At 56.0% G+C, this 21,622-nt stretch carries 21 protein-coding genes and 1 tRNA gene; 15 read left to right on the top strand and 7 right to left on the bottom strand.

From position 1 onward, the window contains the following. On the top strand, window positions 1–939 hold a 939-nt coding region (locus AC2FJB_RS10710), incomplete at its 5' end, for an IS3 family transposase (protein ID WP_496718314.1). Between the two features lie 167 nt (window positions 940–1,106). Here AC2FJB_RS10710 and AC2FJB_RS10705 read toward each other — a convergent pair. Together AC2FJB_RS10705 and AC2FJB_RS10700 are read right to left on the bottom strand one after the other, a co-directional pair. Further along, window positions 1,107–1,183, bottom strand: a tRNA-Pro gene (locus AC2FJB_RS10705). Window positions 1,184–1,302: 119 nt separating this feature from the next. Further along, window positions 1,303–2,418: a THUMP domain-containing class I SAM-dependent RNA methyltransferase gene (locus AC2FJB_RS10700; RefSeq protein WP_496718313.1), complete on the bottom strand. Its 1,116-nt coding sequence runs from the start codon at window positions 2,416–2,418 to the stop codon at window positions 1,303–1,305. A 297-nt stretch (window positions 2,419–2,715) separates the two neighbouring features. Between AC2FJB_RS10700 and AC2FJB_RS10695 the strand changes: the two genes are divergently transcribed. The 6 genes from AC2FJB_RS10695 to nqrF are packed head-to-tail and all read left to right on the top strand — an operon-like array spanning window position 2,716 to window position 8,576. Beyond that, window positions 2,716–4,059 carry a Na(+)-translocating NADH-quinone reductase subunit A gene (locus tag AC2FJB_RS10695; RefSeq protein WP_496718312.1) on the top strand — a complete coding sequence of 448 codons (1,344 nt, stop codon included), beginning with the start codon at window positions 2,716–2,718 and terminating at the stop codon, window positions 4,057–4,059. A 5-nt stretch (window positions 4,060–4,064) separates the two neighbouring features. After that, window positions 4,065–5,273 (top strand): NADH:ubiquinone reductase (Na(+)-transporting) subunit B, encoded by a 1,209-nt coding sequence (locus AC2FJB_RS10690; RefSeq protein ID WP_117873113.1) that lies wholly within the window; start codon window positions 4,065–4,067, stop codon window positions 5,271–5,273. Then, window positions 5,266–6,081, top strand: coding sequence for a Na(+)-translocating NADH-quinone reductase subunit C (locus tag AC2FJB_RS10685; RefSeq protein ID WP_496718311.1), 816 nt, complete (start codon window positions 5,266–5,268; stop codon window positions 6,079–6,081). The genes AC2FJB_RS10690 and AC2FJB_RS10685 overlap by 8 nt, the downstream gene beginning before the upstream one ends. Then, a complete protein-coding gene (locus AC2FJB_RS10680) occupies window positions 6,081–6,734 on the top strand; it encodes an NADH:ubiquinone reductase (Na(+)-transporting) subunit D (protein WP_171125643.1) in 654 nt (217 codons plus the stop codon). Before AC2FJB_RS10685 ends, AC2FJB_RS10680 begins: the two co-directional genes overlap by 1 nt. Further along, complete coding sequence (gene nqrE, locus AC2FJB_RS10675) at window positions 6,734–7,342, top strand: NADH:ubiquinone reductase (Na(+)-transporting) subunit E (RefSeq protein ID WP_050603817.1); 609 nt, start codon at window positions 6,734–6,736, stop codon at window positions 7,340–7,342. The genes AC2FJB_RS10680 and nqrE overlap by 1 nt, the downstream gene beginning before the upstream one ends. Before the next feature lie 10 nt (window positions 7,343–7,352). Beyond that, window positions 7,353–8,576 (top strand): NADH:ubiquinone reductase (Na(+)-transporting) subunit F, encoded by a 1,224-nt coding sequence (nqrF, locus tag AC2FJB_RS10670; RefSeq protein ID WP_117873116.1) that lies wholly within the window; start codon window positions 7,353–7,355, stop codon window positions 8,574–8,576. A gap of 59 nt (window positions 8,577–8,635) precedes the next feature. Here nqrF and AC2FJB_RS10665 read toward each other — a convergent pair whose 3' ends face one another. Next, window positions 8,636–9,649 (bottom strand): NAD-dependent epimerase/dehydratase family protein, encoded by a 1,014-nt coding sequence (locus tag AC2FJB_RS10665; RefSeq protein WP_496718310.1) that lies wholly within the window; start codon window positions 9,647–9,649, stop codon window positions 8,636–8,638. Window positions 9,650–9,833: 184 nt separating this feature from the next. Between AC2FJB_RS10665 and AC2FJB_RS10660 the strand changes: the two genes are divergently transcribed. Continuing rightward, window positions 9,834–10,598 carry a metallophosphoesterase family protein gene (locus tag AC2FJB_RS10660; RefSeq protein WP_496718309.1) on the top strand — a complete coding sequence of 255 codons (765 nt, stop codon included), beginning with the start codon at window positions 9,834–9,836 and terminating at the stop codon, window positions 10,596–10,598. A gap of 11 nt (window positions 10,599–10,609) precedes the next feature. Here AC2FJB_RS10660 and AC2FJB_RS10655 read toward each other — a convergent pair whose 3' ends face one another. After that, window positions 10,610–11,134, bottom strand: coding sequence for a CBS domain-containing protein (locus AC2FJB_RS10655; RefSeq protein WP_117873119.1), 525 nt, complete (start codon window positions 11,132–11,134; stop codon window positions 10,610–10,612). A 123-nt stretch (window positions 11,135–11,257) separates the two neighbouring features. Here AC2FJB_RS10655 and AC2FJB_RS10650 point away from each other — a divergent pair, with 123 nt between their 5' ends. From AC2FJB_RS10650 to AC2FJB_RS10620, 7 genes are all read left to right on the top strand, one after another. Further along, complete coding sequence (locus tag AC2FJB_RS10650; RefSeq protein ID WP_299897950.1) at window positions 11,258–11,443, top strand: hypothetical protein; 186 nt, start codon at window positions 11,258–11,260, stop codon at window positions 11,441–11,443. A gap of 66 nt (window positions 11,444–11,509) precedes the next feature. Next, the gene (locus AC2FJB_RS10645; RefSeq protein WP_496718308.1) at window positions 11,510–12,535 is read left to right on the top strand and encodes an FAD:protein FMN transferase; all 1,026 of its coding nucleotides are present in this window, start codon (window positions 11,510–11,512) and stop codon (window positions 12,533–12,535) included. A gap of 15 nt (window positions 12,536–12,550) precedes the next feature. Further along, the gene (gene nqrM / locus AC2FJB_RS10640; RefSeq protein WP_496718307.1) at window positions 12,551–12,787 is read left to right on the top strand and encodes a (Na+)-NQR maturation NqrM; all 237 of its coding nucleotides are present in this window, start codon (window positions 12,551–12,553) and stop codon (window positions 12,785–12,787) included. Between the two features lie 71 nt (window positions 12,788–12,858). Beyond that, a complete protein-coding gene (locus tag AC2FJB_RS10635) occupies window positions 12,859–14,529 on the top strand; it encodes a sulfatase-like hydrolase/transferase (RefSeq protein ID WP_496718306.1) in 1,671 nt (556 codons plus the stop codon). A 192-nt stretch (window positions 14,530–14,721) separates the two neighbouring features. Then, the gene (gene gpmI, locus AC2FJB_RS10630) at window positions 14,722–16,239 is read left to right on the top strand and encodes a 2,3-bisphosphoglycerate-independent phosphoglycerate mutase (RefSeq protein WP_496718305.1); all 1,518 of its coding nucleotides are present in this window, start codon (window positions 14,722–14,724) and stop codon (window positions 16,237–16,239) included. Next, window positions 16,236–17,366 carry a murein hydrolase activator EnvC family protein gene (locus AC2FJB_RS10625; RefSeq protein WP_496718303.1) on the top strand — a complete coding sequence of 377 codons (1,131 nt, stop codon included), beginning with the start codon at window positions 16,236–16,238 and terminating at the stop codon, window positions 17,364–17,366. Before gpmI ends, AC2FJB_RS10625 begins: the two co-directional genes overlap by 4 nt. 6 nt (window positions 17,367–17,372) lie before the next feature. After that, window positions 17,373–18,713: a S41 family peptidase gene (locus tag AC2FJB_RS10620; protein ID WP_496670512.1), complete on the top strand. Its 1,341-nt coding sequence runs from the start codon at window positions 17,373–17,375 to the stop codon at window positions 18,711–18,713. A 41-nt stretch (window positions 18,714–18,754) separates the two neighbouring features. Here AC2FJB_RS10620 and AC2FJB_RS10615 read toward each other — a convergent pair whose 3' ends face one another. The 3 genes from AC2FJB_RS10615 to AC2FJB_RS10605 form a co-directional block, all read right to left on the bottom strand. Then, window positions 18,755–20,281: an MFS transporter gene (locus AC2FJB_RS10615; protein ID WP_496718302.1), complete on the bottom strand. Its 1,527-nt coding sequence runs from the start codon at window positions 20,279–20,281 to the stop codon at window positions 18,755–18,757. 79 nt (window positions 20,282–20,360) lie between these two features. Continuing rightward, the gene (locus AC2FJB_RS10610; RefSeq protein WP_496718301.1) at window positions 20,361–20,720 is read right to left on the bottom strand and encodes a hypothetical protein; all 360 of its coding nucleotides are present in this window, start codon (window positions 20,718–20,720) and stop codon (window positions 20,361–20,363) included. Window positions 20,721–20,731: 11 nt separating this feature from the next. Next, complete coding sequence (locus AC2FJB_RS10605) at window positions 20,732–21,493, bottom strand: DUF6478 family protein (RefSeq protein WP_496718300.1); 762 nt, start codon at window positions 21,491–21,493, stop codon at window positions 20,732–20,734. Window positions 21,494–21,622 lie beyond the last annotated feature (129 nt).

Raw genomic sequence — 21,622 nt, 5'->3', positions numbered from 1 at the left:
GTGGAGGGATCACATCTGCCGACCAAACGCACCTTGGAAAAGCTGGGCATTCCGAAGACCACCTTCTATCGCTGGTATGACCGGTATCTGTCGGGTGGTCCTGAGGCGCTTGAGGATCGTAGTCCCAAGCCATCACGGGTCTGGAACCGCATTCCCACGCCAGTGCGCGAGAAGATCAAGGACCTGGCCCTGAAGGAAAGTGAGCTTTCCCCGCGTGAGTTGGCAGTTCGCTTCTCCGACACAGAAAAGTACTTTGTGTCAGAGGCTTCGGTCTATCGCATCCTCAAGTCCTACGACCTGATCACCAGCCCGGCCTATGTGGTTCTATCGGCGGCCGACGAGTTCCGGGACAAAACCACTCGGCCGAACCAACTCTGGCAGACCGACTTCACTTACCTGAAGGTCATCGGCTGGGGCTGGTTCTATCTGTCGACCATCCTCGATGATTACAGCCGTTACATCATCGCCTGGAAGCTCTGCACGACGATGAAGGCCAGTGATGTCACCGATACGCTGGACCTGGCTTTGCAGGCTTCGGGCTGCGATCAGGCGACGGTTCTGCACAAACCACGCCTGCTCAGCGACAACGGGTCCAGCTACATCTCTGGTGAGCTTGCCGAATGGCTGGAAGATCAGAAAATGGATCATGTTCGAGGCGCGCCATACCATCCGCAAACCCAAGGCAAGATCGAGCGCTGGCACCAGACTCTCAAGAACCGCATCTTGCTGGAAAACTACTATCTGCCCGGTGACCTTCAGCAGCAGATCGATGCTTTCGTCGATCACTACAATCACCGGCGTTACCACGAAAGCTTACAAAACCTCACGCCCGCTGATGTCTACTTCGGACGCGGACAGACCATTCTAAAACAACGAGAAAGGATCAAGCGAAAGACCATCGAAACCCGGCGCTTGCTTCACCGCAAATCCGCCGCATAATCAATCCAACCAGATGAGCCACGCTCTCTCTTAGATCAGAGCGCCATCTGTCCCAAAATCCCTGACGACGGACAGAACTGAGCACATCTATCGAACGAAACGTTGCGGATATCGTTGCGGCCGATCCCCAGAAAACAAAAAAGGCGCCATTGGGCGCCTTGTTTTATTGGTCGGAGTGAGAGGATTCGAACCTCCGACCCCTGCCTCCCGAAGACAGTGCTCTACCAGGCTGAGCTACACTCCGACCGTGGCGGGTGATCTATACGCGGTGCTGCTGTTGCGCAAGAGGTTTTTGAAATGGGGACACCCGGATCACTCGGTCTCAAAAATCGAAAAGAACTTGGGCGGAACCCGATTTGGCAATCACGACAAGGGATCGGTTTTGTACAGGCGAATTTTGGTTCCTCCATGGTCCACTACCGGTCCTGGTGCCAGCAATGGCAGGCGTGTGGCCCGAGCAAGCCCGGGGGTGCTGGTGATTAGGCCTACGCGCCATCCCCTGAACCGGTTCATCAGGGTTTTTCCCATGGCACCATAGACTGAACGCAAGCGTTTTTCGTCACCAATTCGCGCTCCATATGGCGGGTTGACAATGACCAGCCCCGCAGGACCCTCGGGTGGTTTGATGTCGCTGACGGAATGCTGTCGAAACCGTGTCCAAGCACCGACTTGTGCCCTTTCAGCATTGGCGGTCGCAGCATCAATTGCGCCGGTGTTACGATCCGAGCCGTAGAAGGTAAGGGCACATTCTGCCGTATTCGTTTCCCTTCGCATCTTTTGCCACTGATCAGGATCAAAACCCGCCAGTTCTTCGAATGCAAAACTACGGGAGCGGCCAGGACGCAGAACCAGAGCGATCTCGGCGGCCTCGATCACGAATGTGCCTGACCCGCACATCGGGTCCAGTACGGGTTCGTCGCCTGAGTAGCCGCACTCTCTCAGGAACATTGCGGCCATTGTTTCTCGCATCGGAGCCTTGGCAATGGCTTCCTTGTGGCCGCGCTTGTGCAATAGCTCGCCAGAACTGTCGACGGAGATCGTGCAAATGTCTTTCTCGATTCGGAGCAAGACCCGAAGCCCTGCGTCGGATGAAATCGGAGCGCCCAATGTTTCGGATATTGCCCGCTCGATCCTCTGACGCGCTGCACCCGCATGATAAATTCTGGATTTGCGGCTGGTGGCCTCCACCTTGATCGGCACGTCAGGACGCAAGACATCACCCCAAGGGAATTTGCGTGCACGTTTGTCCAATTGGGCAAGATGCACAGCGGGGAAACTGCCGAGTCGCACCAGAACCTTGTTGGCGCCTCGCAGCATCAGGTTGGCACGCCAGACCTCGGGCCACGACCCCCGGCATGACACGCCACCTGGTACGGTTCTGACCCCTGCGAATCCGTTCGATTGCGCCTCGTCACCGAGAGGTGCTTCAAGGCCTGGGGTGGCAACCAGAAAGATTTCCAAATCTGTGTCTTTTTCCATTCCGGTTGCTTACACTGGAACGTGGGTGGGCGCGACATACAATTGTATGCTTCGGATTCGGTAGGTTTGAACGGTAAATTGCAGGATTGTGTGGTTCATTCTTAACTTTTGGCGGTAACAGGTTTGCGTTTGTGAACTTCCCCGCGTAAAGGGTCCTTGATCGGAAATACGCCTGCGGATTTTGGACCGTTTTCGACGCTTTTGCGACGGAGGTTCGAGAAAACCGCGCTATTGCATGACCCCGAAAGGGCGTTGGCAGAGCTGGCGCAGAAAAGAGGCTTGGAAGAACGTAGCAACATGCAAACTTTCAAACTGAAAAAAGGGCTGGATCTGCCAGTGGCAGGCGCTCCTGACCAGACCATTCACCCGGGCCCGGAATACTCGACCGTAGGCGTCTTGGGCGGTGACTACATCGGCCTGAAACCCAAGATGCTTGTGCAGGAAGGCGACAGTGTTGCGCGTGGCGCGCCGCTGTTTTGTCACAAGGATGCACCTGACGCGATGATGGTCGCACCGGTCAGTGGCAGGGTCGTCGCGATCAACCGTGGTGCCCGTCGGGTGCTGCAAAGCGTTGTGATCGAAGTGTCCGACGTCAATGACGCTGGTATGGATTTCTCGGGCGTAGGGGATGCTGATAGCGCTGAAGGCGTGACCGCCAAACTGTGCGCTGCCGGTCTGTGGACGTCGTTCCGTACGCGGCCCTATTCAAAAATGCCGGAGCCCGGCGTCAAACCGGATGCAATTTTTGTCACCGCAATGGATAGTGATCCGCTGGCTGCGGATGTTGCCTTGATCCTTGCGGAGGCACCGGAAGCATTTGCTGCCGGGTTGGCCGCGGTCACCACGCTGACCGAGGGTAAAACCTATCTTTGCCAAAATGAAGGCGACGCAATACCCGGCACAGATGTCGCCGGTGTCGAAACTGCATCTTTCGAAGGCCCGCATCCATCAGGGCTGGCTGGAACGCATATTCACTTCCTCGAACCTCTTGCAGGTGACAAGCAGGTCTGGACCATCGGGTATCAGGACGTCATCGCCATTGGCCGCTTGATGCTGACCGGCCATCTGGATCCCAATATCGTGATTGCTTTGACGGGGCCCGGTGCGCGTCAACCGCGTTTGATCCGTACCGTGATGGGCGCATCAACTGACGATCTGACCCGCGACGAAGTCAATTTGGACGGCACACCTCGGATCATTTCGGGTTCGATCCTGTCGGGCCGACACGCTGATGGCCCGACAGCTTATCTGGGCCGGTTTGCACGTCAGATCAGCATTATCCGTGAAGACCCCGATCAAATCCCATTGGGCTGGATTCGTCCGATGCCGTCGAAATACTCGGTCCAGCCTGTATTGGGTTCTGCATTCGCCAAGAAGCTGTATGCGTTCACATCCAACCTGAACGGCGGTCGTCGCGCCATGGTGCCGACAGGTGTTTTCGAAGAACTGATGCCGCAGGACTATCTGCCCACTCAATTGCTGCGGGCACTGCTTGTAATGGATACGGACACGGCCCAGTCTCTGGGCGCGCTGGAGCTGGATGAAGAAGATCTCGGTCTTGTGGGCTTCGCCTGTCCTGCGAAATATGAATACGGGCTGGCGCTACGCGATTGCCTGACCAAGATTGAAAAGGAGGGCTGATCCAAATGGGTTTGCGCAGCTTCTTCGATCGGATCGAGCCGAACTTTACCAAGGGCGGCAAGTACGAGAAGCTTTTTCCCATCTACGAGATGGTGGAAAGCTTTATCTACACTCCGAAAACTGTGACCACCGTTGCCCCTCATGCGCGGTCTTACGTGGATATGAAGCGGATCATGACCTACGTCGTGATCGCGACGATCCCCTGTATCTTATGGGGGATGTGGAACACCGGTTATCAGGCCAATTCAGCCATTGCTGAGCTTGGGTCGGACTCGGCTACCGGCTGGCGGATCGCGATTTTGCAGGTATTTGGCATTTCGCTGAACCCGGACAGCATTTTTGCCAATGTCATGCACGGGCTGATGTACTTCCTGCCGATATATATCGTCACGCTGGTGGCAGGCGGCATCTTCGAGGTCATTTTCGCGACCGTTCGCGGGCATGAGGTGAACGAAGGTTTCCTTGTTACATCAATGCTGTACACGCTGATCATGCCTGCAACCACGCCCCTTTGGCAGGTCGCATTGGGCATCATCTTCGGTGTTGTGATCGGCAAGGAAGTGTTCGGTGGAACGGGTAAGAACTTCCTCAACCCGGCATTGGTTGGACGGGCCTTTTTGTACTTTGCTTACCCCGCGCAGATGTCGGGCGATGCGGTTTGGACCCCGGTTGACGGGTTTTCGGGCGCAACGGCTCTGGCGGTATCGGCTGCTGACGGCGTGCAGGCCCTGGCTGCTGACGGCATCACGTGGTCGAGCGCGTTCTTCGGCCAAATCCAGGGCAGTTTTGGCGAGACATCGACACTGGCCTGCATGATCGGTCTGGCTTTCCTTCTGATGACCAAGATCGCCAACTACCGCCTGATTGTGGGCTGTCTGGCGGGCACCATCGGCTTTACCCTGCTGCTGAACCTGATCGGATCGGACACGAACCCGATGTTTGCGATGCCATGGTACTGGCATATCGTGTTGGGAGGTTACGCTTTCGGTCTGGCCTTTATGGTGACGGAACCGGTTTCGGCCAGCCACACCAATGTGGGTCGCTATGTCTACGGCGCGCTGATCGGTGTGATGGTCGTGATGATACGTGTGATCAATCCGGCTTTCCCCGAAGGCATGATGCTGGCAATCCTGTTCGGGAACGTTTTCGCACCGCTGATCGACTATTTCGTCGTGCAAGCCAACATCAAACGGAGGGCGCGTCGTCATGTCTGATACGCAATCCCACGAACCCAAGGGCGCATTGGCCAAGTTTCTGGCGGCATCGCCGGATTCAGTTGGCAAGACGATCTTCATCGCCGTTGCCGTCTGTCTGGTCGCCTCGATGGTAGTGTCCGCGGCCGCAGTCAGTCTGCGCCCGGTGCAAGAAGCCAACCGCCTGAAGGACAAACAGGTGAACGTTCTGCAAGTTGCGGGCGTGTTCGAGCCCGGCATAGACGTAACAGAGGCTTTTGCCGCGTTCGAACCACATGTGTTGGAACTGTCCACCGGTGCGTTCGTCGATGATCAGTTTGATCCGACCACGTTTGACGACATCGCCGCCGCCAGCGATCCAGAGCTGAGCGTCGCGCTGGACAACGACCCCGCCGGTATCGGACGCAAATCCAAGTACCGCATTATATATCTGCTGCGCGATGACGCAGGTGAACTGGACAAGGTGATCCTGCCTCTGCACGGCTATGGTCTATGGTCGACGCTCTATGGTTTTATCGCGCTTGAGAATAACGGCAACGATATCTACGGTCTGCAATTCTATCAGCATGGTGAAACACCGGGCCTTGGGGCCGAAGTGGACAACCCACGCTGGAAAGCAATGTGGAACGGTAAAAAGCTGCGCGACGAAGCAGGTGAATTGCAAATCACCGTTGCCAAATCGCAGCCCTCAGCCGGACCAGATTTCTATGTCGATGCGCTGGCGGGAGCCACGCTGACGTCGGTCGGTGTCGATAACCTTGTGAAATTCTGGATGGGCGATGCGGGCTATGGTCCCTTCCTGGCCAAACTGCAAGCAGGAGAGATTTGATGTCCCAGACCAAAAAAGAGATGCTGGTCGACCCGCTTGTCGACAACAACCCGATTACCCTGCAGGTGCTTGGCATCTGTTCGGCACTGGCGGTGACATCATCGCTGCAAGTGTCGTTCGTGATGGCGCTCGCGGTGACATTTGTGACATCTTTCTCGTCCTTCTTCATCTCATGCTTGCGAAACCAGATCCCGGGCTCGATCCGGATCATCGTGCAGATGGTCATCATTGCTTCGCTGGTTATTCTGGTGGATCAGGTCCTCAAGGCTTACGCCTTCGAGATTTCGAAAACACTGTCGGTTTTTGTCGGCCTGATCATCACCAACTGTATCGTGATGGGCCGCGCCGAGGCGTTTGCGATGAAGAATCCCCCGGTTGCGTCCTTCATCGACGGGATGGGTAACGGAATGGGCTATGGCCTGATCCTGCTGCTGGTCGGCTTCATTCGCGAGCTGTTTGGGGCAGGGTCGCTGTTCGGAATCACGATTCTGGAAACCGTCAACAACGGCGGCTGGTACGTGCCCAACGGCATGCTGCTGTTGCCGCCTTCGGCGTTCTTCATCATCGGTCTGATCATCTGGGCCTTCCGCACCTGGAAGCCGAACCAGGTGGAAGAGCGTGAATACAAAATTCAGCAGGTAGAGGCCCACTGATGGAAGGTCTGATCTCACTGGCCGTAAAGGCCATCTTTGTCGAAAACCTTGCGCTCAGCTTTTTCCTTGGCATGTGCACTTTCATCGCCGTGTCCAAGAAAATATCAACCGCGCTGGGTCTGGGTATTTCGGTCATGGTTGTTCAGGCCATCACCGTACCTGCCAACAACCTGTTGCTGAACTATCTGCTCAAGCCGGGAGCGCTGGCCTGGGCAGGGTTCCCGGATGTGGACCTGACCTTCCTTGGCCTGATCTCCTATATCGGTGTGATTGCGGCGATGGTGCAGATACTTGAGATGGTTTTGGATAAGTACTTCCCACCGCTTTACAATGCGCTGGGGATCTTCCTGCCGCTGATCACAGTAAACTGCGCCATCCTTGGTGGGTCTCTGTTCATGGTGGAGCGTGATTACAACTTTGCTGAGGCGGCGACTTATGGCTTGTCTTCCGGTTTTGGCTGGGCGCTGGCAATCACGGCAATGGCCGGAGTTCGGGAAAAGCTGAAATATTCGGACATCCCCGATGGCCTGCAAGGTCTTGGCATTACCTTCATTACCGCAGGTCTGATGGCCATGGCCTTCATGTCCTTCTCAGGCGTGAAACTGTAAGGGGGCGTTGATGGAAACCTTTACCCTAGGCGTAGCTCTTTTCACCTTAATCGTTCTGGCATTGGTGGCCATCATCATGGCCGCCCGATCCAAGCTGGTTTCGACTGGCAACGTTAACATAACGATCAACGGCGAAAAGACCATTTCCGTTCCAGCAGGTGGCAAACTGCTACAGACACTGGCTGCCGAGAAGCTCTTTGTTCCTTCGGCCTGCGGTGGCGGCGGCACCTGTGCGCAATGTCGAGTGCGGGTGCATTCGGGGGGCGGGTCGATCCTGCCAACCGAAGAGAGCCATATCACGAAACGCGAAGCGTCGTGTGGTGATCGCCTGTCTTGTCAGGTTGCCGTCAAGCAGGACATGGACATCGAAGTTCCGGAAGAAGTTTTCGGCGTAAAGAAATGGGAATGTACCGTTCGTTCGAACGAGAACGTAGCGACCTTTATCAAAGCGCTGACCCTGGACCTTCCGGAAGGTGAGGATGTGAACTTCCGCGCTGGTGGCTACATCCAGATCGAAGCTCCGGCACACCAGTTGAAATACACCGATTTCGACGTGGAAGAGGAATATCGTGAGGATTGGGATCGCTTCAATCTGTGGCAGTACGACTCGGTCGTTAATGAGCCGATCGAACGCGCCTATTCGATGGCCAACTATCCAGATGAAAAAGGCATGATCATGCTGAACGTCCGCGTCGCCTCGCCCCCTCCGGGCTCAGAGGGTATTCCGGCGGGTCAGATGTCGTCTTACATCTTCAACTTGAAACCGGGTGACAAGGTGACAATCTCGGGTCCGTTTGGTGAGTTCTTCGCCCGCGAAACCCAAAAAGAGATGGTGTTTATCGGCGGTGGCGCGGGCATGGCGCCGATGCGCAGCCACATCTTTGACCAGCTTAAGCGTTTGGAAAACCGTGATCGCAAGATCAGCTTCTGGTACGGTGCGCGGTCGAAGAAAGAGATGTTCTTTGTTGAAGATTTCGACCAATTGGCCGAAGAGTTCGACAATTTCGATTGGCACGTCGCCTTGTCGGACGCACAGCCCGAGGATGACTGGAAAGGCTATACTGGCTTCATCCATAACGTTCTGTTTGAAGAGTACCTCAAGAACCACCCAGCGCCCGAGGATTGCGAATACTACATGTGTGGTCCGCCAATCATGAACCAATCGGTCATCAACATGCTGCTGGATCTGGGCGTGGACCGTGAAGACATCATGCTCGACGATTTTGGTGGGTAAGAAACAAAGAAAAACCGGCGTTGAACACGCCGGTTTTTTCAATTGGCGGCTGGCCCGCGCTATTTTCCGTAATAGTCCCGATACCACGCGACGAATTGAGCGATACCGTCACTCAGCTCTGTCTGTGGACGATAGTTCGTCAGTCGTTGTAGCAGTCTGTTGTCAGCCCAAGTGGCGTATACATCACCCAACTGCATCGGCATGAAATTCTTCACGGCTTTCTTTCCTACGGCCTGCTCGATGGCTTCGATGAAATCCATCAGACGCACTTTGTCTCCGTTGCCGATGTTTACGACGCGGTAGGGCGCGACGGGTGACAGGCTGTCACCGTCCACGATGTCATCACGACTGGCTGGCCGCACCGGAGGCACGTCGATCAGCAATCTGATCCCGCGCACAAGGTCTTCGACATGCGTGAAGTCCCGATACATGTCACCGTGATTGTAGATATCGATCGGGCGGCCATCCAGGATGGCGGCAACAAATTTGAAATACGCCAGATCGGGCCGCCCCCAAGTGCCGTACACAGTGAAGAACCGGAACATTGTCGTCGGTAAGTCCCACAGATGCGCGTAGGAATGCCCCATCGCCTCATTCGCCTTCTTTGTCGCGGAATAGATGGTCAGTTGGGTGTCGGCTTTTTCCGTCTCGGTGAACGGCATCTCTTCGTTGGCACCGTATATCGATGAGGTCGATGCCATCAAAAGATGTTCCACCTTATGCTGACGCGCAATTTCCATCACGTTGAAAGTTCCAACGACGTTTGATTCAATATAGCTGCGGGGGTGTTCCAAACTGTGTCTAACACCGGCTTGAGCCGCCAGATGAACAATGACATCCGGCTGAAATTCTTCGGCGACCTGCAACAGCCGATCATAGTTTTCCAGCCGATCCTCGGTTGCCGTAAAGCCGGGTGTCTGAAGCAGAATTTGATGGCGACGCTGCTTCAGGACCACGTCATAATAATCCGTCATCCCGTCGTAGCCATGCACGCGGTACCCTTCCTCCAACAACAGTTTCGCCAGATGGAACCCGATGAACCCCGCAGAGCCCGTAATCAAAACCCGTTTCATAGAACCCTCAATACGCCCTGCATGACTATTGCTGATCAAAAGACTTTGTCCCTGGTATCGGGGCAAATACTTTTGACCACTTCGAAAGTCATATCGGACATCCCGACGTCATTGGTCAACTCTTTGCCGATTCAATCAGTTGTTCATTGCCGCCAATTGACGAGAAGGGTAGGGATCAACGTGCATGATTACGAACTGGATCAGACGGCGGTTCGACCGCGCACCGGGGCAGACAACGGATACAGTGCCTTGCGACATCGCTCCGGCTGCGAAAGTGACGGCCGTGGGCGATATTCATGGTCGTCTGGACTTGCTGCAGGCGTTGTTGCCCAGGCTGGACGATCAGTGCTCGCTGGTTTTTGTCGGCGACTACATCGATCGGGGGCCGTACAGCGCACAGGTGTTGCACCATCTGCGTCACCTGAGCGAGACGTCAGAAGGTCGTGTTCAATGTCTTCTTGGAAACCACGAAGAGATGCTATTGCGATTTCTGGATGTGCCGGAATGCAATGCCCGGCTCTGGTTTCAAAACGGGGGCGTGCAAACGCTGGCGTCTTTCGGGCTAAAACCGCCTGATAATACCAATGAAAACCAGCAGGTTCAAAAATTGGCGGATGACCTTCGCCTCAAGATGGGAGAAAGCCTGCTCAACTGGCTTGCCGATCGGCCCCTGACCTGGACCAGCGGCAACGTCACATTTGTTCATGCGGCCCTAGACCCCCGACAGCCGGTTGAGGTCCAGGAACCACAGATTTGCCTCTGGGGGCATCCCATGTTTCCCAGGCTCGCACGCAGCGATGGCCAATGGGTGGTGCATGGCCACACCATCGTAGACCTCCCCCGGGTCAAGAACCGGGTGGTGTCTCTTGACACAGGGGCTTTCGCTTCGGGTCGTTTGACAGCCGCCGAGATCAACGCCGGCTGCGTTCGGTTCGCCTCAACCGTTTGAACAATGGACGATTAACCGACGATCATTTGCTTCATGCGAAGGGCTTCGTATTCCAGCTCTTTCAGGCGGAAATGGACAACGTCTCCGATCGTGATAACGCCGCATAAATTACCGTCGCGCAGCACCGGCATATGGCGAAAACGGCCTTCGGTCATTGTTTTCAGGACTTCATTCAGCAGATCATCCGGTGTGCAGGTCTTTACGTCCTTGGTCATCAGGTCTTCGACCGATTGCGGCAAGGTCTGGCCGGGTGTATCTGCCATCCGCCGGACAATGTCCCGTTCTGACAAAATCCCCTGCAACACCCCGTTCTGATCCGTCACAAGTACAGCGCCAATCCGTTTTTCCTTCAGCGTGTTGACCACAGAATGAATGGTGTCGTTTGGGCGCACCGAAAAAACCGCGTCCCCTTTACCTTCAAGCAGCTTGGCCACAGTTGTCTGCGAGTGCGACAGGTTCGATTCCGCTGACTGGCTGTACGTCGTCTTGTCAGCCTTGTCGCCGCGCGAGGGCGACTGGTAAGAGGTTGGAGCCATGGGCAATCTCCTTGTGGTTCTTGCAAAGTCTTTCCCTTTCACCTTAGCGCAGCTAAACGACCTGTATAGTGTGCAATTGCGCGGATCGGCAAAAACGCGGGCTCGGAAAGGACGTTTAAGCTATTGAGTGAACTCTATCTTACTCCACCCATAGCGGCATTGATCTTCTTTGCGGTTGTCGTATGCGGCCACAATTTTCGCATGGCGTGGAAGCAACAGCCGCCGGGTTGGCAAAAACGTGCGTGGTTCTTTGGCGTGCCGGCGGGGGTCGGCCTGTTGGTGCTGGGATTCCTGCCGCTAAAGATGTGATCGCAGTTTGACTCTGGCCGGGGCCACTGGCATATGCCGGGCACAGAATTTCCCGGAGATCGACCGATGCGTCTTATGCCTTTACTGGCCGTTGCCACCCTCCTTTCCGGCTGTCTGTTCGACAAGGAACCCGAGGTGGTTCGCCTGTCGGGCGAAACAATGGGCACGACCTTCAATATTACCGCGATCGGTGAAGATATTGATGAGGCCGCATTGGCCGCCGCGGTCGAAGAGACGCTGGCCGAGGTCAACGCCAAGATGTCCAACTGGGATCCAAAGTCCGAGGTTTCTGTCTTTTCGGCTTCAACCAGCACAGCCCCGGTTCCGGTTTCAGACGAACTCGCGCTGGTCCTTTCGGCAGCCAATGACGTGCACGAAAAAACCGGTGGGACCTTTGACGTAACTCTGGGCCCGCTGATCGAACTTTGGGGCTTTGGCCCGCGCAAGCCCGAGGATCCGGTGCCATCGGATGCCGAAATCGAGGCCGCGTTAAGCGGCGTCGGGCAAGCCAGTTTGCTGACGCTCGACACCGAATCTGGTACTCTGTCAAAATCTGATCCGCAAGTGGGCATCAACCTGTCGGCGATTGCGAAGGGCTATGGCATCGATGCGGTTGCCGGCGCTTTGCTGGATGCCGGTATCGACGATTACCTTGTCGAGATCGGCGGTGATCTTGTCGCCAAGGGAAAGAATGAGCAGGGCGAAGCCTGGCGCATTGGCATCGAAAAGCCTGAAACGGGTGCTCAAAGCATTCAATTGATCGTTTCCCTGGATGATCGTGGCATGGCCAGCTCGGGTGATTACAAGAATTTCTTCGAGCAGGACGGTGTGCGTTATTCGCATATCATCGATCCGACCACGGGACGCCCGATCACACATCGCACGACCTCTGTCACGGTTCTGGCGGAAAACGCAATGTTGGCGGATGCTTGGGCAACGGCCATGCTGGCTTTGGGTCAGGAGAAGGGAATGGACATTGCGGAAAAGCATAAACTTGCCGTGTACTTCATTTCGCGGGATGTGACAGGCGGCGAAGATGCCTATATTACGTCGCACAGCACCGCGTTCAAAGACGCTTTGGGAACCAACTGACAGGCAGGGACCAAGATGAGCACTTTTATTCTGGCATTTATTCTGCTGGCACTTGTCATGGTCGGTATGTCTTTGGGTGTCATACTGATGGGTAAGACCATCAAGGGCAGCTGTGGTGGCCTGAACGCGATTTCGGGCGCTGATAAGTGCGTTGTGTGCCAAAAAGATGTTGACCCGGACAGCCCGCTGCGCGACCAATTGCAATGCAAACGTGCCAGGAAGATGCCGGAACAAATGGAACAGCAGACCTGAAGCAAGTTTTTCTTCGCTCTGCGGGCGGAAATGGCTAACTAGGTCCCCATGACTTTCGGAGAGGCGTCGCGTTGGCCAAGGCAAAGAATATCCTGTTCATCATGTTCGACCAGCTGCGCTGGGATTATCTAAGCTGTTATGGGCATCCACATCTGCACACTCCGAATATCGATCGTCTGGCCGCGCGCGGTGTCCGCTTTGACCGCGCCTACATCCAGTCCCCGATTTGCGGCAGTTCACGTATGTCGACCTATACCGGACGATATGTGCATTCCCATGGTGCATCATGGAACAACATCCCTCTGAAAGTGGGCGAGATCACGCTGGGCGACCACCTGCGCAAAACGGGAATGGATTGCTGGCTTGTTGGCAAGACACATATGGCCGCGGATGCCGAGGGGATGGCCCGTCTTGGGCTGGAGCCCGACAGCGTCATCGGTGCCCGCGTGGCGGAATGCGGGTTTGACGTGTTCGAACGCGATGACGGGTTGCGTGCCGAAGGTCCGGATGGGTTCTATGATCCGGACGGGGCAAAGAAATACAACCAATACCTTGCGGACAAGGGATACGAGAGCGACAACCCCTGGCATGACTTTGCCAATTCCGGTCTGGATGCCGATGGCAATGTTCTGTCAGGCTGGTTCCTGAAGAATTCATCCGAGCCTGCAAACATTGCAGAAGAGGACAGTGAAACTCCATATCTGACGACCCGTGGGATCGAGTTCATGGAAAGCCATGAAGGACCATGGTGCTGTCACCTCAGTTATATCAAGCCGCACTGGCCTTACGTTGTGCCAGAACCTTACGCTTCGATGTATGGACCAGAGCATGTTGTGCCCGTGGTCCGCTCTGAGGGCGAGCGAATGACTGCACACCCCGTCCTGAAGGCCTTTATGGACACCAAGGTCGGGCAGGCATTTTCGCGTCAGGATGTCCGCGAGGCGGTGATCCCAGCTTACATGGGGCTAATCAAACAAGCTGATGACCAGATGGGTCGCCTGTTCGACTGGATGGAGAAAACCGGGCGGATGGGCGACACGATGATCGTGTTGACCTCAGACCATGGCGACTTTCTGGGCGACCACTGGATGGGTGAAAAGACGTTCTTCCACGATGCCTCAACCAAAGTGCCGCTGATTATTTATGATCCGTCACCTGAAGCAGACCTCACGCGCGGCACCACCTGCGACGCGCTGGTCGAGTCGATCGATCTGGCGCCAACGTTTCTGGAACAGGCAGGCGGTGAAAAAGCCGGTCATATTCTCGAGGGGTATTCTCTGCTGCCGATCCTGCATGGTCAGTCCGACAAAACGCCCCGAACGGTCGCAATCTGCGAGTACGACTATTCCGCGTCTCCGATCGCGCAGCGGCTGAACGCATCTGTTCGCGATGCGGTGATGTTCATGGTCGCGAATGAAAAGTGGAAGCTCATCCATTGCGAAGGTGGGTACAGGCCGATCCTGTTCGATCTGGAAAACGACCCGGATGAGCTGATCGATTTAGGTGACAGCGCGGACCATTCGGATGTTATCGCGCAGATGTATGATCACCTGTTCGCCTGGGCGCGGCGCACGTCTCAGCGCACTACCCGATCCGAACAGCAGTTGGTCGATATGCGGACGCGAAGTGGGGGTACAGGAATCATGATCGGTATTTACGACGAAAACGACACGCCGTTGGAACTGACGGTCAAGTATCGCGACCGCATGGCGCAGCCATACAAAAGCTACCTAAAAGATTAGTTTTGTCCGCGTTTTCATCGAACAAAACATGAGGCCCTTTAATTGAGTTGTTCAGGGGTTCGTTGTCTTCCAGCGGGAGACCTTGGGCGCCCGGCGGCTTGATTAATTCTGCGCAAATTAACCCAAAGACGGTTCACCCCTTACCAGCCAGACGGTAGAAGATGACCTAAGAGCAGTAATCGGAGAATTTCAATGTCCACCCCCAAACCAGTTGTTCTGTGTATTCTTGATGGTTGGGGCCTGTCCGACGACAAGCAGGCGAATGCGCCTTTACTGGCGAACACTCCGACCTTTGACGCGATCATGGCCAAATTCCCGCACGCCACGCTGGTAACGCACGGCCCTGATGTGGGTTTGCCCAGCGGGCAGATGGGTAATTCCGAAGTAGGCCATACCAATATCGGCGCAGGTCGCGTTGTTGCCATGGATCTGGGTCAGATTGACCTGGCCATCGAAGACGGTTCATTTTTTGGCAATGAGGCCCTGCAGGCTTTTATTTCCAAGGTCAAAGCCTCCGGGGGGACGGCTCACCTTATGGGGTTGGTCTCGGACGGTGGTGTCCATGGGCATCTGAACCACATCATAGCTGCAACCAGGGCCATTACGGACGCCGGCGTTCCTGTCGCCCTTCATGCCGTTACCGACGGGCGCGATGTGGCCCCCAAATCTGCGCTGACCTATTTGTCCCGGTTGGAAGAGCGGCTGCCCGAGGGTGCCCGCGTTGTCACGGTGAGCGGTCGCTATTTCGCCATGGACCGCGACAATCGCTGGGAGCGGGTATCAGAAGCTTACGACGCGATGATCAACGGCAAGGGCAGGGCGGCCAACACCGCACATGGCGCCGTGGACCACGCCTACAACCAGTCGGAGTCTGACGAATTCATCACGCCAACCGTACTGGAAGGTTACGAAGGCGTCGTCGACGGAGATGGCTTCTTCTGTCTGAATTTCCGAGCAGATCGCGCTCGCGAAATTCTGCGCGCGATTGGTGAACCGGGCTTTGCAGAGTTCGAAACCGGGCCACGGCCAAAACTGTCGGCGCTGCTGGGTATGGTGGATTATTCGGACGGTCACAACGCATACATGACCACGGTTTTTCCGAAACGGGCGATTGAGAACACGCTCGGGGAATGGGTGGCCAAGCAGGGATTACGTCAATTCCGGCTGGCTGAAACTGAAAAATACCCCCATGTAACCTTTTTCCTGAACGGGGGTAAGGAAACCCCGGAACAGGGTGAAGATCGCTGTATGCCCAAGTCACCTAAAGTCGCGACCTATGACTTGCAGCCCGAGATGTCCTCGGCTGAGGTCACAGCCAGGTTTGTCGAGGCGATTGAACAAGGGTATGACCTGATCGTGACCAATTACGCCAACCCTGATATGGTCGGGCATACCGGCGATCTGCAAGCGGCGATCAAGGCATGTGAGGCTGTCGATACAGGGTTGGCACAGGTCGTTGCTGCCTTGGAAAAGGCAGGCGGTGCAATGATCATCACCGCCGACCACGGAAACTGTGAAGTGATGGTTGATCCGGCAACCGGTGGTGCACATACGGCGCACACGCTGAACCCAGTGCCCGTTGTGTTGGTTGGCGGACCTGAAGGGGCGCGATTGCGTCAAGGTCGATTGTCTGATCTGGCGCCGACGCTGCTTGACTTGATGAACCTGCCCAAACCGCCAGAAATGACCGGAGAAAGCCTATTGTCATGAGGCTGACCGCCCTTGCACTATTTTTGCTGTCAACCTTGCAGGCTCTGGCCCAGACTGACTCATCCCAGGCTGCACTTGCAGCCGCAGAGATGCTGGAACAGGCGTCTATCTCTCTGACTGAAGCCGAAGGTGCCCGGGATCGGGTGCGCGCGTTGACCGAAACGATACAGGCCTATGAGGCCGGGCTAAGCGCGATGCGGAATGGTCTGCGCAAAGCTGCGACGCGCGAAGCGCAACTGAGCGCGCAACTGAGCGTGCGCGAAAAGGATGTCAGGCAATTGCTTGGCGTTTTGCAGACCATTGAAACGACCGCCCCGCCGGTGCTGATGTTGCACCCTTCAGGCCCATTGGGCGCGGCGCGGGCCGGAATGATACTTTCTGAAGTCACGCCTGGTCTCAACGCAAAAGCGCAAGCGCTGGCACAGGACCTGAACGAAGTTCAGACACTGCGCCTTCTGCAGCAAAGCGCCTCGGAAACTCTGACAGAAGGACTGAGCGGTGTGCAAGAGGCCCGCACACGGTTGAGCGAAGCGATTGCCGACCGCACTGATTTGCCGCGTCGATTTGTTGAAGACCCGGTGCGCACGGCCATTCTGATATCATCCACCGAGACTCTGGATGGCTTCGCAAGCGGCCTGTCAGAAATCTCGGAAGGTGAGATAATGGAATCCGACGCAAGTGTCTTGGACCAGAAAGGGCAGATCGCTTTGCCAGTTCAAGGCGTCGTGCTTCGCAAGGCAGGTGAGCCGGACGCGACAGGGGTTACCCGCGCAGGTCTGGTTATCGGCACTCGTTCCCGTGCGCTTGTAACATCCCCAACCGCGGCCACGATCCGCTATCGCGGGCCATTGCTGGATCTGGGAAACCTGGTCATTCTGGAGCCGCAACCGGGCCTGTTGTTCGTGTTTTCGGGCTTGCAAGAGGTCTATGGTCAACCCGGGCAGGTGATCCCAAAAGGCACTCCGGTTGGCCTGATGCCGGGTGAAACGCCGGAAATAGGCGCAATATTGTCAACAAGCGGTGATGGCACTGGAACTGATCGCCCAGAAACGCTCTATATAGAGGTAAGAGAAGTTAACAGCCCGGTGGACCCGGAAACTTGGTTTCGGACCGACAAGGATGGATAAACGAGTATGAAGAAATTTGTGATGGCCGGTTTGGCCGGAACGGTGGCAGGCATTCTTGCTACAACGCAGATCGCAGGCCCCCTGCTGGCGCAAGAAGCCGTGAACAAGGCCAGCGTCTATGAACAGCTTGACCTGTTCGGTGACATTTTCGAGCGCATCCGCGCACAATATGTCGAAGAGGTTGAGCCCGAAGAACTGATCGAGGCTGCAATCGATGGCATGCTGACCTCTCTTGATCCGCACTCCAGTTATCTTTCGCCCGATGATGCCGAACAGATGCGCGTGCAGACTCGGGGCGAGTTCGGTGGGCTGGGCATTGAGGTCACGCAGGAAGACGGTTTTGTCAAAGTCGTGTCTCCCATAGATGACACACCCGCTGACGAGGCCGGGATCGAAGCCGGCGATTTCATCACACATGTGGATGGAGAAAGCATTCTGGGCCTGACGCTGGACAAAGCGGTCGATCTGATGCGTGGTCCGGTCGGCTCAGAGATTGTCATTACCGTCGTGCGCGAAGGCGAGCCTGATCCCTTCGATGTCACCATTATCCGTGACACGATCAAGCTGACCGCCGTTCGTGCGCGCACCGAAGGCACTAGCGTCGTCCTGCGCGTAACGACCTTCAATGATCAGACCTTCCCAAACCTGCAGGAAGGGTTGCGGGAACAGATCGAAGAAGCCGGTGGCATCGACAAGGTCAATGGTGTCGTATTGGACCTGCGCAACAACCCCGGCGGGCTGTTGACACAGGCCATAAAAGTTTCGGATGCGTTCCTGAACGAAGGTGAAATCGTGTCGACCCGTGGACGGGACCCGGAAGAGGGTGAGCGGTTCAACGCTGCGCCCGGAGATCTGGCGGAAGGCAAACCCATTGTCGTGCTGATAAATGGCGGATCGGCTTCAGCGTCCGAAATCGTTGCCGGTGCCTTGCAGGATCATCGCCGCGCTATCGTCGTCGGCACCAAAAGCTTCGGCAAGGGGTCGGTTCAGACGGTGATGCCGCTGCGGGGTGATGGTGCGATGCGCCTGACCACGTCCCGGTATTACACACCATCAGGGCGGTCGATTCAGGCTCTGGGTGTCAGCCCTGATATTATCGTGGAACAACCCCGCCCGGCGCCTGAACCGGAAGAGGAAGAAACCAACGCCCGTTCGCGGTCCGAGGCCGATCTGCGGGGCAGCCTCAACAATGACAGCCTGAGCGAAGATGAGATCCGCCAGATCGAAGAAGATCGCGCCAAGGCTGAGGCGACGGCTGAGTTGAGGGAAGAGGATTACCAGCTGGCCTATGCTATCGACATCCTGAAGGGGCTGTCGGCCTTTAACCCCAACGGGCCGTCACAGTAAACTGTAGGGGCTGCGCATGTCGCAGCCCTTTCTGACCGGCTTCAGCTTTCGATCCTGCGCAGTTTCTTTTCATCGAGAAGCAGCGCCAGAACGAGACCGACCGAGACCGATAAGGCTGAAAAGACGAAAGCCATACTCATCCCGCTGTCAAACGCTGCCGACAATGCCCGATGAACCGTCTCTGCTTCGCTGGATGACAACCGGCTGATAACCGCGTGGGCGGACGGCGTATCAAGTGTTCCGCCATTGATCGTCCGAAGCTCTGCTTCCGTCAACTTGATACCGGAAGCAACCACATACTGGCGAAGCTCAGACAGGCTGACGACGTACATAATGGCCGTGGCACACGCGACAGAAATTGCGCCATAAACCAGATGGGTCATAAAGCTCAGACCGCCGACCAGCCCAGCCCGTTCCGGCTTCACTGCACACATTGCAGCCGTGCCGGACGGTCCGACGGTCAGGGTTGCCCCCAGTCCGATCATCGCCATGCCGGGCAGGATACGAAAGTATCCCAGATCGCTGGGCATCACCACAATCGTCGCAGCCCCAATCGTGGCAATCAGGTACCCCCAAAACAGTAACCGCTTGGGGCCGAAATCATTGTAAAGCGTGCCTGAAACGACTGACCCCACCGCGAGCAACACGGTTAGCGGTGCCAACCCCAGTGCAGATTCAAACGTGGACCAGCCCAGCACCTTTTGCATGTATTGCGGGAAATACAGCAGCCCCACAAAAGCCGCGGACACGTTGAACATGTTCAGGCCAAGGGTGATGCGAAACTCGCGGTTTTGCATCATCTGCGGTAAAAGCAGTGGCTCTGTTACGCGTTGCTCGACTTTCGGGAACAGAATGAAAAGCGCAGCGCTGATGAAAAAGAGCATCAACAACGGTACGGACGTCCACCCCCAATCCGCGCCCACATCCAGACCGTAAAGCAGAATTAATACGGCAAAGGACAATACACCCATTCCGGCGAGGTCGAGATGCTCACCCTGTTTGTGATGGGTTTCCCGTTCCATCAGGATCAGCGCGGTGGCCATCGAAATGCAGGAAAAGACGACATTGGCGAGGAAGAAGTACCGCCACTCCCCCAGGTTCACAGCCAGCCCGCTAATCATCGGGCCAAACACATTACCGGTCGTCACACCCGCCAGAATAAGCCCCATCACCAACGCCCGATGCTCAGGCTTCGCCACCTTGGTTGCCCCGAACGCCAGAGTGCAAGGCCAGACGCATCCCGCGCCAATACCTTGCAACGCACGTGCAACGATCAGGAAGTCAAGGCTAGGCGAAACAAAGCACATGACCGAGGAAAACAGAAAGATCGACAAGCCAAAAAGCATCATCCTGCGGTGGCCATACATGTCGCCAAGCCGCCCGCCTGCGACCATGGTCATGGCAAAAAACAACGCATAGATGTTCAGAACCCATTGGGTGCTGGTGATATCGGCGTCAAAGCCGTTTTCGATTGCAGGCACCAGCATGAGGGCACCGGTAAAATCTATACCGATGCCAAATCCTGTCACCATCAACGCGATGACTTTGACAATGCTGCTGCGGTCCATGGCTGGGCACGATCCGTTTCGAATGCAACCATGATGCACGGAATCGGTGAAAAGGATAGAAAAAACAGGCCAGAACGGATCAGTAGCCGTCCCGGCAGATACGACGAAATGCGCGTTTCAGCATATCCAGCTCTGCACGCAACAAATCTACTTCGGCCCTGAGATCATCTGCTGCAGGCTCACCCGAAATTACCGTGAAGTGTCCCAGCTTTTCAGCATTAGCTGCGTCTGCAATGACGAACGTGTGCACGCCTTCGGATAGGGCGGCAACAGGCACCTGTATGCGCAAATCCCATCCGTCTTCTGCGGGCGACAGGTCAACATTGTTAAGGGTTTCGCCCTGGTAGCTGACCTCTAGACTCGGCTCACTGCTGGCTTGAATATGGCCTTGCCAGCTTCCGTTTTCGAACCGAATGAAGGTTAACGTGGTTTGCGTCATGTCTGATCTTCTCACAAGTCGGCGCGATGAAAACGGCAAAACGTAAGATCCCGCACCACTATGCGGTTCATTTCGGGCATTTCAAAAATCAGGTCCAGCCAGATTTTTTCGATCCTGCGCTCATTCAGGGGGAGGTGCGCCAGATCAAAATCCACCGCATTCGACGCCTCAGTGGGATCAAGGCTTCGCAACACTTGCTCCATATTGGGCCCGTGCTGAATGTTGAGGCGCGCGAACACGCTCGATGGCTTTTCACACTCGATCAGGGTTTCCACCCTCACAAGGTGCTCGCGTGTGAGGTTAACTACTGCATCCTCAGGTAATTCGACCGAAACTGACAGAAAGGATCCTTCAAAGCTGAAAACCTCGACCACGAGACTGAACGGGGCCAGATCCCTGCCTTCCCTGTTGCGGACCTGCCGCACGGCAATTTCAGAATGCGGGCAATCGTGGAACAGGCTGACCTGCCTATCCAGAACGGCCTTTCGCGGGGCCGAAGCCACACCCGGTTGCGTCAGGGGGCCACGCCAAAGGTCGGGGCGACAGCTCCAGTCCGTCCCGAGGGGCTTGGAAAACTGCGTGGACCCAACCTTTGGCCGGATAAGGCGGCTGTCCGCCTGCTGAATCAAATGATCAAGATGCCTGCGCAAACCGCGGGCCTGGTCTCGTTGCAACCGCAAATCTGCCTGCGTGGCATACGGGGCCTGGTGCGCGGCCTTGCGCCAACGCCCCATAATCTTGCGATGAATATAGCGACCCAGAATCCTGCTCATGGCCCCGTCGTCCGATAATGCCCGTCGTTAGTCAAGGAGAAGAGCATGAACAAACCCGCAATAACAAAATTGCTATCGAAAGCCTGCGGTTTTCTGTTGGGGTCGGACCATAATTTGGATAGGCGCGAC

The organism is Ruegeria sp. CDSC085, assembly GCF_059610465.1.
Note: the sequence above shows the minus strand (reverse complement) of the source record. Positions and strands in the feature narration are given on the sequence as shown.

Excerpts from the sequence above, each read along its gene's own strand:
- nqrF (WP_117873116.1), top strand. The coding sequence starts at position 7,353 with ATGGAAACCTTTACCCTAGGCGTAGCTCTTTTCACCTTAATCGTTCTG.
- AC2FJB_RS10660 (WP_496718309.1), top strand. The coding sequence starts at position 9,834 with ATGATTACGAACTGGATCAGACGGCGGTTCGACCGCGCACCGGGGCAG.
- AC2FJB_RS10605 (WP_496718300.1), bottom strand. The coding sequence starts at position 21,493 with ATGAGCAGGATTCTGGGTCGCTATATTCATCGCAAGATTATGGGGCGT.
- nqrM (WP_496718307.1), top strand. The coding sequence starts at position 12,551 with ATGAGCACTTTTATTCTGGCATTTATTCTGCTGGCACTTGTCATGGTC.
- AC2FJB_RS10625 (WP_496718303.1), top strand. The coding sequence starts at position 16,236 with ATGAGGCTGACCGCCCTTGCACTATTTTTGCTGTCAACCTTGCAGGCT.
- AC2FJB_RS10615 (WP_496718302.1), bottom strand. The coding sequence starts at position 20,281 with ATGGACCGCAGCAGCATTGTCAAAGTCATCGCGTTGATGGTGACAGGA.
- AC2FJB_RS10620 (WP_496670512.1), top strand. The coding sequence starts at position 17,373 with ATGAAGAAATTTGTGATGGCCGGTTTGGCCGGAACGGTGGCAGGCATT.
- gpmI (WP_496718305.1), top strand. The coding sequence starts at position 14,722 with ATGTCCACCCCCAAACCAGTTGTTCTGTGTATTCTTGATGGTTGGGGC.
- AC2FJB_RS10690 (WP_117873113.1), top strand. The coding sequence starts at position 4,065 with ATGGGTTTGCGCAGCTTCTTCGATCGGATCGAGCCGAACTTTACCAAG.
- AC2FJB_RS10680 (WP_171125643.1), top strand. The coding sequence starts at position 6,081 with ATGTCCCAGACCAAAAAAGAGATGCTGGTCGACCCGCTTGTCGACAAC.
- AC2FJB_RS10700 (WP_496718313.1), bottom strand. The coding sequence starts at position 2,418 with ATGGAAAAAGACACAGATTTGGAAATCTTTCTGGTTGCCACCCCAGGC.
- AC2FJB_RS10610 (WP_496718301.1), bottom strand. The coding sequence starts at position 20,720 with ATGACGCAAACCACGTTAACCTTCATTCGGTTCGAAAACGGAAGCTGG.
- AC2FJB_RS10665 (WP_496718310.1), bottom strand. The coding sequence starts at position 9,649 with ATGAAACGGGTTTTGATTACGGGCTCTGCGGGGTTCATCGGGTTCCAT.
- nqrE (WP_050603817.1), top strand. The coding sequence starts at position 6,734 with ATGGAAGGTCTGATCTCACTGGCCGTAAAGGCCATCTTTGTCGAAAAC.
- AC2FJB_RS10685 (WP_496718311.1), top strand. The coding sequence starts at position 5,266 with ATGTCTGATACGCAATCCCACGAACCCAAGGGCGCATTGGCCAAGTTT.
- AC2FJB_RS10645 (WP_496718308.1), top strand. The coding sequence starts at position 11,510 with ATGCGTCTTATGCCTTTACTGGCCGTTGCCACCCTCCTTTCCGGCTGT.
- AC2FJB_RS10655 (WP_117873119.1), bottom strand. The coding sequence starts at position 11,134 with ATGGCTCCAACCTCTTACCAGTCGCCCTCGCGCGGCGACAAGGCTGAC.
- AC2FJB_RS10695 (WP_496718312.1), top strand. The coding sequence starts at position 2,716 with ATGCAAACTTTCAAACTGAAAAAAGGGCTGGATCTGCCAGTGGCAGGC.